Source organism: Paenibacillus sp. cl141a, from assembly GCF_900109305.1.
Classification (GTDB): domain Bacteria; phylum Bacillota; class Bacilli; order Paenibacillales; family Paenibacillaceae; genus Paenibacillus_AQ; species Paenibacillus_AQ lautus_A.
Genome location: NZ_FNZO01000018.1, coordinates 1 through 13,235 on the forward strand (window position 1 = coordinate 1; position 13,235 = coordinate 13,235).

General features: G+C 52.3%; 8 protein-coding genes and 3 pseudogenes. 9 read left to right on the forward strand and 2 right to left on the reverse strand.

The genetic code is table 11. The annotated features are described in order from the left end of the window. Together BMX45_RS32060 and BMX45_RS29425 are read left to right on the forward strand one after the other, a co-directional pair. A pseudogene (locus tag BMX45_RS32060) lies at window positions 1-132 on the forward strand (IS3 family transposase); the annotation flags it as partial. 69 nt (window positions 133-201) lie between these two features. After that, a pseudogene (locus BMX45_RS29425) lies at window positions 202-507 on the forward strand (glycoside hydrolase family 95-like protein); the annotation flags it as partial. 83 nt (window positions 508-590) lie between these two features. Here the strand turns inward: BMX45_RS29425 and BMX45_RS29430 are convergent. Beyond that, window positions 591-1,466 carry an AraC family transcriptional regulator gene (locus BMX45_RS29430; RefSeq protein WP_090914156.1) on the reverse strand — a complete coding sequence of 292 codons (876 nt, stop codon included), beginning with the start codon at window positions 1,464-1,466 and terminating at the stop codon, window positions 591-593. Between the two features lie 172 nt (window positions 1,467-1,638). Between BMX45_RS29430 and BMX45_RS29435 the strand changes: the two genes are divergently transcribed. The 4 genes and pseudogenes from BMX45_RS29435 (at window position 1,639) to BMX45_RS29450 (ending at window position 7,624) form a co-directional block, all read left to right on the forward strand. Next, complete coding sequence (locus tag BMX45_RS29435; RefSeq protein WP_090914158.1) at window positions 1,639-2,514, forward strand: fumarylacetoacetate hydrolase family protein; 876 nt, start codon at window positions 1,639-1,641, stop codon at window positions 2,512-2,514. 25 nt (window positions 2,515-2,539) lie between these two features. After that, a complete protein-coding gene (gene gucD / locus BMX45_RS29440) occupies window positions 2,540-4,006 on the forward strand; it encodes an alpha-ketoglutaric semialdehyde dehydrogenase GucD (RefSeq protein ID WP_090914160.1) in 1,467 nt (488 codons plus the stop codon). Window positions 4,007-4,022: 16 nt separating this feature from the next. Continuing rightward, a complete protein-coding gene (locus BMX45_RS29445) occupies window positions 4,023-5,999 on the forward strand; it encodes a YjhG/YagF family D-xylonate dehydratase (RefSeq protein WP_090914162.1) in 1,977 nt (658 codons plus the stop codon). Between the two features lie 50 nt (window positions 6,000-6,049). After that, window positions 6,050-7,624 (forward strand): annotated as a pseudogene (locus tag BMX45_RS29450) (glycoside hydrolase family 43 protein). Between the two features lie 221 nt (window positions 7,625-7,845). Here the strand turns inward: BMX45_RS29450 and BMX45_RS29455 are convergent. Then, window positions 7,846-9,333, reverse strand: a complete 1,488-nt coding sequence (locus BMX45_RS29455; protein ID WP_090914164.1) for an alpha-N-arabinofuranosidase — start codon at window positions 9,331-9,333, stop codon at window positions 7,846-7,848. A gap of 279 nt (window positions 9,334-9,612) precedes the next feature. On the opposite strand from BMX45_RS29455, the gene BMX45_RS29460 reads away from it, so the two are divergent. The 3 genes from BMX45_RS29460 (at window position 9,613) to BMX45_RS29470 (ending at window position 13,204) form a co-directional block, all read left to right on the forward strand. After that, on the forward strand, window positions 9,613-11,322 hold the full coding sequence (locus tag BMX45_RS29460) for an extracellular solute-binding protein (protein WP_090914166.1): 1,710 nt from the start codon (window positions 9,613-9,615) through the stop codon (window positions 11,320-11,322). 88 nt (window positions 11,323-11,410) lie between these two features. Further along, the gene (locus BMX45_RS29465) at window positions 11,411-12,313 is read left to right on the forward strand and encodes an ABC transporter permease (protein WP_090914168.1); all 903 of its coding nucleotides are present in this window, start codon (window positions 11,411-11,413) and stop codon (window positions 12,311-12,313) included. A 12-nt stretch (window positions 12,314-12,325) separates the two neighbouring features. Next, window positions 12,326-13,204 (forward strand): carbohydrate ABC transporter permease, encoded by an 879-nt coding sequence (locus BMX45_RS29470; RefSeq protein ID WP_090914170.1) that lies wholly within the window; start codon window positions 12,326-12,328, stop codon window positions 13,202-13,204. Window positions 13,205-13,235 lie beyond the last annotated feature (31 nt).

Genomic DNA, 13,235 nt, shown 5'->3' on the forward strand with positions numbered 1-13,235 from the left:
GGGATTACCTCAACCCATGTGCTAAATCGGGATTTCAACGCCACGGCACCTAATACGAAATGGGTCACCGATGTGACCTATCTGCCAATCGGTTCTCGCTTTCTGTACCTGTCGGTTATTTTGGATCTGTATACTACGAGGTTGTTGCCTTTCGGATCGGACGCCACAACTATTTAAAGCTAGTGCTGGAGACCGTCCAAGTTTCAAATCGATGGTAATTTCGGCGGCACAGGGGGCATTGCCGAGATGCTGCTGCAAAGCCACGCTGGTTTGATCCGTCTGCTGCCCGCTTTGCCAAACAGCTGGAGCGATGGGGAAGTCAGAGGGCTGCGGGCACGAGGCGGCTTTACCTTGAATTTCACCTGGACCAAGGGACAGGTTACTGAAGTGATCGTGTTCTGCGCAGTCTCCGGTCCATGCCGTATAAAAGCACCTGGACTTGACCCTGATTCATTTACGGGAGAAGCCGGCCGCACCTACACGTTCATCAAGAAAAGGGTTGAGTGAGTATCAAATAACTTTATTGATCGAGATACGCATTCTTAATGAGGCTACGGATCCGGCTCATCATCTAATGACTGCTGCTGGACTCAGTTTCTGTATTCACTGGGCGCCATCCCCGTCCACCGCTTGAATTGGCGGCTGAAATGCGCATTGGTTTTATACCCCAGCATCATCGCAATATGATCAATGCTTAGGTCTGTTTGCTTCAACAGCCGCTGGGCCTCATTCAGGAGGGTTTCGGATAAAAACTTGCGCGGTGCTCTGCCGTATACCTGCCGAAAGATCCGATTCACCTGCGACGGACTAAGGTTCAGCGACTTGGCGATGTCTTGGATCCAGGTTCGCTCGGTCTCCTGAATTTCACCGTGAAGATGGATATATCTTACGGAGTCCTCGATTTGCTCGGCGATCTGACGGGCGATGGATTCTTTTCTGGATAAGGTGACGGATGTGGTCTGCGACAGCTGTCCGACCAGGGAGCCGAGCAGTTCGAATACGGCGGCATGGACCCTCATCTGTTTGGAGGCCGGCAGCGGGCTGGATAAGTGCTCTGTGGCCAGATTGTACAGTGTAGACAGAGAAGAAGACATTCCCTGGGCTAACGCCGAATCAGCCGGATAATAAATGTCCTTGCAGCGGTTGAGTTCTCTGCAAAAGGATGTATCGTGAATGCTAAAATGAACGGAGAAGTAAGTGAAACCCTGCGGACCGGCGCCCGTGCAGGAATGTGTCATGCCGGGGCGAATGAACAACAAGTCTCCAACGGACTGCTTGTACAGCTGTCCATTGACCACCATATTCATCTCCCCGTCCATCATCCAATGAATTTCATACATGGAATGCTCGTGGGACGGATAAGTCCAGCGGGAATCCACTTTTCTTGCATGCAGCCCCAATAATTGAAAAGACATGCGAACATCGGGCAGACGACCTAAATATGCGGCTTCGGAAAGCTTGGTCACAGCAAACCTCCTCTGTATGTCCTGTTTTCCAGTAACGGTTAGACTCATCTTAACAGAAAAATTATGCGTGAAAAGGGTAAATCGTCGTAGAGATTAGCGCATCGTCATGGTCGATCGGTGGTGCTATGGTAGTAGTATCAACCCGATGGGGAAGAAATGGGGGCAAGCCTGAATGCGAATTATTCGATTTCTAGACAGACAACAGAAGCGGCTGGCAGCAGTCACGGATGATGAGAGAGTCTATCGTCTGCCGCAGCCGGATTTTATGACGTTGATCCATCAAGCTAGGGAGCGGGATATTTTACCTGTTCAACTGGTTGAAAGCGCTGTTATTTCGTCAAACGAGCTGGCTGGCGATTGGACTTCTTTGCACCTTGTCACGCCAGTGGACGCGCCGGAAGTATGGGCGGCGGGTGTTACGTATCAACGAAGCCGCGAAGCACGAAATTATGAAGCTACGGATGGAAGGCTGGATGCGGAGACATTTTACGATAAAGTCTATGACGCTGAGCGGCCGGAAATCTTTTTCAAATCCACAGCCGCCCGCACCATCGGACCGAACGAGGCCGTCACGCTGCGCAGCGATTCCACATGGCAGATTCCAGAGCCTGAGTTGGGACTAGTCCTTGCCGCTGATGGAAGTATAGTGGGATACATCGTGGGTAATGACATGAGCTGCCGCGATATCGAAGGGGAGAACCCGCTGTACCTGCCGCAAGCAAAAATATGGCGCAATTCCTGCTCCATCGGACCGGCCATCCGGCTTGCGGAAACGGTGCAGAATCCATATGCATTCAGCATCATCTGCGAAATTTACCGCGAGGGTCGTATGGTCGTTAAGAGCGAGGCCAGTACAAGTGAATTAAACCGAAAGCTGGATGAACTGGTCTCGTTCTTGGCAAAGGACAATGATTTGTTTGACGGTACGGTGCTTTTGACAGGCACAAGCATTGTGCCGCCTAATGAGTTCACGCTTGAGCCCGGGGACCGGATTGAAATTTCGATCAGTAGTATCGGTACGCTGGTGAACCCTGTCATATCAAATTAGTTTTTAATAAGGAGGGCGTATTTCCATGACGGCATTTCAAGGAGAGCAAGTATACAGGAACTATATCAACGGAGAATGGATGAAGGCTGCGTCCGGAGAAACCGAACCCAGCATCAATCCGGCAAACCGGAATGAGGTAGTCGGTTTTGTACCGGTTTCCGGTATAGAGGATCTGAACCGTGCTGTCGCTGCGGCCAAAGCGGCAGGCCTAGCCTGGCGGCGATTAACCGGCGCGGAACGCGGCAATGTTCTGTTCAAGGCGGCGAATGTGCTGGAACGCCGGGCCGACGAGGTCGCCGAGGCGATGACGAGGGAAATGGGCAAAACGCTCGCAGAAGCTAAGGGAGAGACAATGCGCGGCGTCGCGATCCTAAGGTATTACGCCGGCGAAGGGATGCGAAAAATCGGCGATGTCATTCCTTCGACGGACAGCGAAGCGTTGATGTTTACGACCCGTGTACCGCTTGGCGTCGTGGGCGTGATTGCCCCATGGAATTTTCCCGTAGCGATTCCGATTTGGAAGACGGCCCCGGCTCTGATATACGGCAATACCGTTGTGTTAAAGCCGGCGCAGGAAACGGCGGTCACGGCAGCCAAACTGATGGAATGCTTTGAGGAAGCGGGAATTCCCGCAGGCGTTCTCAATCTTGTATGCGGCAGAGGTTCGGTGATCGGATCTGCGCTTGCCGAGCATCCGGATGTCAGCGGGATAACGTTTACAGGTTCCAACGAAGTCGGAAAACGGGTCGGCGCCGCCGCTTTGGGGCGGGGAGCCAAGTATCAGCTTGAAATGGGCGGCAAAAATCCGATCATTATCGCGGCAGATGCGGACCTGGACTTGGCAGTCGAGGCGACCATCAGCGGCGGCTTGAAATCCACTGGCCAAAAATGCACTGCCACCAGCCGGGTCATCGTTGAGCGGAAAGTATATGAAGCCTTTAAAGAAAAGCTCCTGTCGCAAATCCGGGAGATCCGGTTGGGCGACGGCATGTTTTCCGAAAGCTGGATGGGACCGTGCGCAAACGAAGGACAGCTCGAAACGGTGCTGAACTATATTCAGAAAGGGCAGGATGAAGGTGCCGTGCTGCTGACCGGTGGAAAAAGAGCGGAAGGTCCAGGACTTGAAGAGGGATTCTATGTCCAGCCAACCGTATTTGAGGGGGTCGAACCGCATATGTCCATAGCCCGGGAAGAAATCTTCGGCCCTGTGCTTGCATTGATCGTAGTGGATTCCCTGGAGGAAGCCATAGAGACGGCTAATGACAGCGACTTTGGCTTAAGTGCCTCTATCTATACGCAAAATGTCGGGGCAATGCTGTCTTTCATCCGGGATATGGATGCCGGATTGGTCAGGATCAATGCGGAAACGGCCGGCGTAGAGCTGCAGGCACCGTTCGGCGGGATGAAGATGTCAAGCTCGCATTCCAGGGAACAGGGTCAAGCGGCCATCGAGTTTTTTACTTCCATCAAAACGGTTTTCGTGAAGTCATAAGCTGCGGGAGGGTGCCATGCACGAACAGATTATGTCGATTATGGGGGAGAAAGACTCAAGCGGTTTCGATATTATGGCGTATGCTCCCGGGGCGGCGGGACGGCTGCCTTTAACGGATGACTTGCTGCGGAACGCTCCGAGCGGCGACTTGTTCGGCATGTCCCAGAATGTCGGAATGGGCTGGAAGCCCGGGGAGTTGAACGGAAAACAGTTTCTGATCCTGAGCACGCAGGGCGGAATTCGCAACGAGGACGGCAGTCCTGCCGCCCTCGGTTACCATACGGGCCACTGGGAGGTCGGCCTGCTCATGAAGGCCGCGGCGGAAGAGATATCGGGCCGCGGTGGAATTCCGTTTGCCGGCTATGTCAGCGACCCTTGTGACGGCCGATCACAGGGAACGACAGGCATGTTTGATTCCCTTCCATACCGGAACGATGCTGCCATGGTGTTCCGCAGACTGATTCGCTCCTTGCCGACGCGCAAAGGGGTGATCGGCGTCGCCACTTGCGACAAAGGTCTGCCGGCGATGATGCTTGCGCTTGCGGGCATGCCACAGCTGCCGGGTGTGATCGTTCCCGGCGGCGTCACCCTTCCGCCTGTCGATGGAGAGGACGCCGGCAAAATTCAGACGATCGGCGCACGTTACGTCAGCGGCGAGCTCTCCCTGGAAGCGGCGGCGGAGCTCGGCTGCCGGGCATGCGCTACACCGGGGGGAGGCTGCCAGTTTCTGGGCACGGCGGCAACGGCCCAGGTCGTCGCCGAGGCGATGGGCATGACGGTGCCGCATGCCGCGCTTGCACCATCCGGGCAGCCGATCTGGATCGAAATGGCTCGGCAATCCTCACGCGCACTGATGGTGATGGAGTCCCGGAGGCTAAGAATGGCGGACATTGTCACCGATGCGGCGATTCGCAATGCGATGGTCGTTCATGCCGCATTCGGCGGCTCTACCAATCTGCTGCTCCACATTCCCGCCATTGCCCATGCAGCCGGTTTAACCGTGCCTGCGGTACAGGACTGGATCCAGGTCAACAAAGATGTGCCGAGACTGGTCAGCGCCCTGCCGAACGGCCCGATCTTCCACCCGACCATTCGGGTGTTTCAGGCCGGAGGCGTGCCTGAAGTGATGCTTCACCTCAGGCAGTTTGGCGTACTGGATGAGTCCGTGCTTACCGTAACAGGTACAACGCTGGGCGAGGTGCTCGACTGGTGGGAATCGTCGGAACGCCGTCATCTGCTGCGGAAGCAGCTGAAAGAGAAGGACGGGGTGGATCCGGACAGTGTCATTATGAGCGCGGAGTATTCGCGGCGTCTTGGCATTACCTCTACGGTAACGTTTCCGACCGGGAATATCGCTCCGGAAGGCTCTGTGATCAAATCCACATCGATCGACCCTACGGTACTGGATGACCATGGCGTGTATCGTCACAGAGGCAGAGCCAAAGTATTTACAACCGAACGCGAAGCGATCCGTGCGATTAAGCACGGCGGAGTTCTGGCAGGCGACGTCGTCGTACTTCTCGGGCGGGGTCCGTCAGGGACCGGGATGGAGGAGACTTACCAGCTTACGTCTGCGCTGAAGCATCTGTCTTTCGGCAAATACGTGTCGCTCATTACCGATGCCCGGTTTTCCGGTGTTTCCACCGGCGCGTGCATTGGCCATGTTGGCCCCGAAGCGCTGGCAGGCGGGCCAATCGGCAAGCTTCGGAACGGTGACTTGATCGATATTGTCGTGGATCGCAACACGCTGGTAGGCAGCATGAACTTTGTCGGTGAAGGGGAAATCGAGGTTTCGCCGGAGGAGGGAGCTCTCATCCTGGCACAAAGGCCCTTCCATCCGGATATGCGGCCTGATGAAGCTCTACCGGATGACACCAGGCTGTGGGCTGCGCTGCAGTCCGTCAGCGGAGGGACATGGAGAGGGAATGTGTACGACGTGGAGCGGATCATAACCGCTCTGGAAGCCGGCAAAAAAGCACTGGGCTGGCATTGAAATCAAACATTTTTTGTACAAACATCATTTTCATACCGGAGGTTGCTTCAATGAATATGATCACGAACCCCGTTCTTCGCGGTTTTCATCCCGATCCGTCCATATGCCGGGCGGGGGAAGATTATTATATCGCCACATCCACCTTCGAATGGTTCCCGGGCGTACGGATTCACCATTCCCGGGACCTGGTTCATTGGAAGCCGATACAATCTCCGCTGACCCGGACATCGCAGCTGCATATGGAAGGCAACATCGATTCCGGAGGCGTATGGGCTCCCTGCCTTAGCTATGACAACGGCGTGTTTTACCTGATTTAAACGGATGTCAAAAGCCGGGTCGGCGCTTTTAAAGATACCCATAATTACCTTGTGACGGCAACGGATATCGAAGGCCCGTGGTCCGAGCCGGTGTATTTGAACAGCAGCGGGTTCGATCCTTCCTTATTTCATGATGAGGACGGACGCAAGTGGCTGGTCAATATGATTTGGGATCACCGTAAGGGAAAGAACCGGTTCTCGGGCATCGTGCTCCAGGAATTTTCCGTTCAGGAACAAAAACTGATTGGGCCCGCCGTTAACATATTCAAGGGCACGGAATTAGGGCTGACGGAAGCGCCGCATCTGTACAAATATAAGGGGTTTTATTATCTGCTCACGGCTGAAGGGGGAACCGGTTACGAGCATGCGGTGACGGTAGCACGATCCCGCTCGTTACAAGGACCTTATGAGGTCGATCCTGCCAATCCGATCCTGACTTCATGCGGCAGACCGGATTTAAAGCTGCAGAAGGCCGGTCACGGCAGCCTCGTCGAGACGCATACCGGCGAATGGTACATGGCCCACCTGGTCGGCCGGCCCGTCAATGGACAGTTTTGCACACTTGGCCGTGAGACGGCGCTGCAGCAATGTATTTGGAGCGTGGACGGCTGGCTGCGGCTTGCGGGCGGTGACCGATATCCCGAGGTTCAGGTGCCCGCACCGAAAATCAAGCCACACCCTTATGAACCGGTACCGGAGATGGACCACTTTGATCAAGCCATGCTCCGAAGCGATTGGAATACGCTTCGTATTCCGCCGGACCCGACGTGGCTGAGCCTTACGGAACGTCCCGGTTACTTGCGCCTGCGCGGCATGGAGTCGATGAGCTCGACACACAGGCAAAGCATGGTCGCCCGAAGACTGCAGGCTTTTGCGTGCGAAGCCGAAACTTGTCTGGAGTTTGCACCGGACCATCCGCAGCAAATGGCAGGGCTGATTCTGTATTACGATACGAAAGACTATCTCTATTTACGGGTAACTTATCACGAAGAGAAAGGACTGTGCCTGGGAATCATTCAGTCCAGATATGGGGTTTACGATGAGCTGCTGGAGGATATTCCGCTGAAATCGATGAACGGAATCCGGTTAAAGGTTGTGGTTGATCATGACCGTGCCTGCTTCTACTATGCATTACAGGATGATCCGTCCTGGCAACCGGCAGGCGGATGGTGCGATATCACGCATCTGTCCGATGAATCTCCTGAATATATCCGGTTTACGGGAACCTACATCGGTCTTTGCGTGCAAGATCTTGGCGGGACTCGGAAACACGCTGATTTTGATTATTTTGTTTATAAAGAAATGTGAATGGCAAAGGCGGTATCAGACCATGGAGTTCACCCCTTAGAATAACATTGGAATCCTCTGGCTATTCCGATGATTTCTAGGGGTGCATTTTATGATGCAAACAAAGAATAAAATTCATACATTTTCAGAAGACTCAAGCAAGAAACCATCCGACTTCATGCGTAGGAGAAGTGGAGCTATCGACAAATCAACGAACTCGGACACCAATTAGCATTGATGCATTAAGACAAAACGATTTCAGCAACGCAGCAGGCAGGAAGGTGCATATCAAAGCGGTTGTCCTTAATGGGAATAACCGGCATCTTTTTTATTTCGACTTGTGGGGGATGTCCGAACGCGTTGTGGCTCGTCATGGTCCCAGATATGTAACGAACTTCGGCAGAGGAAAACGCTTGACCATCTAACACGCCAAGGAGCTGCTGGGACTCATCTGCGGACAAGTTCACCACTGTGGCGTGAACGCGGCCGTCCGCCCGTTTCGATGCGCTGACGTGCAGTGCCGGCACCTCGGCTTCGGTTGTCCCCGTCAGGTGCTGCTGAATATAGCTCTCGATCCGTGTCGAATCTTGATGCCCTTTATAGAGATCGAATACATGGTACGTCGGTGTGAGCACCATATCCTCGCCTTCCGTCAGGATGACCGATTGGAGCACATTGACCAGCTGTGCCAGATTGGCCATCTGAACCCGATCGCTGTGGGCGTTAAATATATTCAGGGACACCCCGGCGACAATGGCGTCTCGCATCGAATTTTGCTGGAACAAGAATGCCGGGTGAGTCCCGGGCTCCACCTCGTGCCAGGTTCCCCACTCGTCGATAATGATCGACACCACGCCTTTGGGGTCGTAGCGATCCATGACATGTTTATGCCGGGTAATTAATTCATCCATATACAACGCTCGGCGCAGGGTGCGATAATAGGTCGGCTTGTCAAACTCCAGAGCCGGACCTTTGCGCTCCTCGGGATATTCGTCAGATTTGTAATATCCCGGCATGGTGTAATAATGCAGAGACAATCCATTCATATTTGTGCCCGCTTCGCGCATCAAGATTTCGGTCCAGGCATAATCGTTACCATCGGCACCGCAAGCAACTCTGAAAATCCGATGATTGCCGTAATTGCGAACATAAGTGTTAAATTGCTTGTACACATCGGCATAATATTCCGGCCGCATTTGCCCGCCGCATCCCCAATTCTCATTTCCGATGCCGACATATTCAACCTTCCACGGTTCGTGCCTGCCGTTCTGGCGCCTCCAGTTCGCCATTGGCGAGTCTCCGTCAAAGGTCATGTATTCAATCCATTCGCTCACTTCTCTAGGGGTACCGGAGCCGACGTTGGCGGCGATATAAGCCGAGCAGCCGATCTGCTCGCATAGATCCAAAAACTCGTGGGTGCCAAATGAATTGTCCTCCACGACGCCGCCCCAGCCTGCATTCACGATGCGCTTGCGCTCAGCACCTACGCCGTCTTTCCAATTGTAATATTCAGCGAAGCATCCACCGGGCCAACGCAGCACCGGCACCCGGATATGCCGCAATGCCTCCACAACGTCGGTGCGTATCCCTCGGACGTTGGGAATTGGGCTGTTTTCGTCGACATAAATGCTGCCATAAATTCCTCGTCCCAAATGCTCTGAAAAATGCCCGTAAACATTTTTGTTGATTTTTCCGTACTTCCGCCCTGAATCGATGAACAGTAACGCCATAGCCTTCCTCTCCATTCGGAATAATATATGTTGCTAGACCTGTGAACTTCCTTGCGATGTTCCATTATAGCGCTTTCATTTTAACGGTTCAACCCGATTTCATGCTCCCGAACGAGGTCGTAAAGAAATGATAAACTTGTTGAAAACTGCGAGCATAGGGCGAGACAAAAGCGTAAACAAATGTTAGAAATGTAACAGCTCGCCTGTATTCATTCCTAAACTTGAGGGTTAAAATGAAACGTGATTCAAAGCAAAATCGATTTCAAGGGGGTTATTAGCATGAAACGAAGGATTTACCCGAAAGTCGTCCTCATCTTAGCGACAATACTATTAACAGGAGTGATCGCCGCATGTAGTTCCGACTCAAACAATCAACAGTCAACCAATCCGTCAGGAAGCAGTTCAGGCAAATCATCTGAAGGGGGAGCCGCCGCAGCGGAAGGACCGTTCGGCAAATATGAAGAACCGCTTACGATTCGATTTGCCCGCGATGTAGACAACGATATGCAGGATAACATCATACCCAAAACACCTGGCGAAACAGTGGAAGACAACCGCTGGTTGAAAGCGTTCTCGGAAAAACTGGGAATCAACGTAAAATACGATTGGACGGTCAGCGGTGGGGATGCTTATACCCAAAAGGTTAACGTAACGTTGACATCTGGGGATATTCCGGACATGATTCGCGTCACAGCCGCACAAATGAAACAGATGGCTGAAGCAGATATGATCGAGGATCTCACACCGTACTGGGACGAATATGCTTCTGACCAAATGAAGGAGCTGTACGCAGTGCAAGGGCCTGCGGTCCTCCAGGCCGCTACGGTTGATGGTAAGATGATGGGCCTAGGTCCGCCGGAGGTATACGGAGACGGCGTATTTATCTGGCTTCGTGCCGACTGGTTAGAGAAACTCGGGCTTTCAGAGCCCAAAACGATGGATGATGTGATTGCAATCAGTAAAGCGTTTACCACGCAGGACCCGGACGGGAACGGAGTCAATGACACCTACGGTCTAGCAATTACGAAGGATCTGTACGGCGGAGCCATGGGGCTGGAAGGTTTTTTTGCCGGCTACCACGCGTACCCGAACATGTGGATCGATGACGGATCGGGTAATCTGGTTTGGGGCAGTACGCTTCCTGAAGTAAAGGAGGGATTGAAAGCGCTGTCTTCGATGTATAAGGCCGGTGAAATCGACAAGGAATTCGGTGTTAAGGACGGCGGCAAGGTGGCTGAGACGATAGCCGCCGGCAAGGTGGGCATGGAGTTCGGGCAACAATGGAATCCGATGTACCCGCTCATTAGCAACTATCAGAACGATCCGGGTGCAGATTGGAAAGGCTACGCCTTGGTTTCGGTGGACGGGGAACCGGTGCTTTCACCGCAGAAATTTGCCGCATCGGAGTTCTGGGTCGTCAGAAAAGGATTTTCCAATCCGGAAGCCTTGGTGAAAATGTTTAATTTGCACATTGAGTTGAACTGGGGAGAAAGCGGAGATTTCGATTATTATTATATGCCTTCCGCCAATGACAGTGTAGGCGTGTGGAAATATTCGCCGGTACAACCCTACCCGCCATTTAAAAACGTGAATGCGTTCCAGGAAATCGAGGAGGCGCGTAAGAATAAAACCTTGGATCAGCTAACCGGTGAGGCACTGTCGATTCAGAAAAATATGGAAGCCTTCAACAATGGAGAAACCACTTTATGGGGATGGCCTAAAATTTACGGGGAAGACGGCGTGTTCCAGCATAGCGTGAAGTACCTGGAGAACGACCATTTCATGCTTGAGGCGTTTGCCGGACCGCCTACCCAAACCATGGCGGAAAAGCAGTCCACGCTAAAGGCACTGGAAACCGAGGTGTTTGTCAAAATTATTATGGGCGCCACTTCGATTGATGAGTTCGACAAGTTTGTAGAGAACTGGAATAAGCTTGGGGGAGCCGATATGACCAAAGAAGTCAACGAGTGGTACGCATCTGTAAAATAAGTACCTAGGACCATGAGAAAGGATGCTGCATTGACCAAGGGCATCCTTTCCCTTCCTCATTCTCATCTTAAGAAACGGGTGATTTATTATGCAAATAAGAAGCTGGAAAAGGGAATTGCCTCTGCATGTAATGATTTTGCCGGGTTTTCTTTTTTTGCTGGTATTCAATTACCTTCCCATCGGCGGAATCATTATTGCGTTCCAAAAGTTTATACCGGCGAAAGGTTTGTTCGGCGATCAGGACTGGATTGGTCTGCGCAACTTCGAATATGTGATGAACCTGCCGAGCTTCGATAACATCATGTGGAATACGTTTTATATCGCGATGATGAAAGTCATTCTAGGACTGCTTGTGCCCATTGTGATTGCGATCCTATTAAACGAGGTCCGGCATATGGCATTGAAGAGAGGAGTGCAGACCGCGATTTACTTGCCCCATTTTTTATCCTGGGTAGTATTGGGCGGAATCTTTATCGAAATTCTGTCACCGAATGACGGCTTGGTCAACCGGGCGCTTCAATCGTTCGGGATTGAACCGATCTTTTTCCTTGGGGACAATCGGTGGTTCCCAAACACCATGATTTTGACAGACGTATGGAAAGAGTTTGGATACGGAACCATTATATATCTGGCCGCGCTTACAAGCATCAACCCGAATCTGTACGAAGCGGCGCAAATCGACGGAGCGAGCCGTTGGAGGCAGACGCTTCACGTGACGCTGCCCGGGATGCAGATGGTTATCGTATTGCTTATGGTACTTAATTTGGGGAATTTGCTGAATGCCGGATTTGACCAGATTTTTAACATGTACAGCCCGATGGTATATGAAAGCGGGGATATTCTCGATACCTTCGTGTACCGCATCGGACTGCTGGATGCGCAATTCGGGGTTGCAACCGCAGTCGGATTATTCAAGTCCGTTATCGCGCTTGTTCTCGTGTCCGCCTCCTACTACATCGCGTATAAAGTTGCGGACTACAGGATTTTCTAAGGAGGGACTGATATGCCTGTAAAAAAGAAGCTGGATTGGTTTGTTGTGTGCAATAGTATATTCTTGATCGCAGTCGGAATGCTGTGTCTGATTCCGATGATCCACATCCTGGCCGTGTCATTAAGCTCCAGCGCTGTTGCTGCAACAGGAACCGTAACCTTGTGGCCGAAGGAATTTACGTTGAAATCCTATGAATTTGTCGCACATCGTTCAGCCTTTTGGCAATCGATGCTCGTTTCCCTGGAGCGCATCGCATTGGGAGGGACGCTGAATCTCGTATTGATCGCTACTGTCGCATATCCGCTTTCGAAAGAAAAAGGAGAATTCCGGCTGCGCACCTTTTATTCATGGGCCTTTTTTATTACAATGATATTTGGGGCTGGATTAATTCCGACGTATATGGTTGTCAAACAGCTCGGGTTGATCGACACGATCTGGGCGCTGGTCTTCCCGACTGCGATTCCTGTATTCAGCGTCATTTTGCTGTTGAATTTTTTTCGAGCAGTGCCAAAGGAACTGAGTGAGGCCGCGTTTATCGATGGTGCCGGACATTGGCGAACGTTGTGGCAGATTTACGTTCCGGTATCCTTGCCGGCTCTTGCGACCATTCTGCTATTTTCACTGGTTACGCACTGGAACAGCTGGTTCGATGGGTTAATCTATATGAACGATCCCAGCCATTACCCGATCCAGAGCTACATTCAGACGATCGTCGTTCAGCGCTCGTTAGCGACGATGACGCCGGAAGAAGCCAAGCTCATGGCAGACATTTCGGATAAGACGCTGCGTTCGGCCCAGATTTTCCTTGGAGCTCTGCCGATCATCTGCGTGTATCCGTTCCTGCAGCGTTTCTTTGTCAAAGGAATTGTACTTGGGAGCGTGAAGGGATAAACACGAAAGGCCGACCTCGTTTCCCGCAATA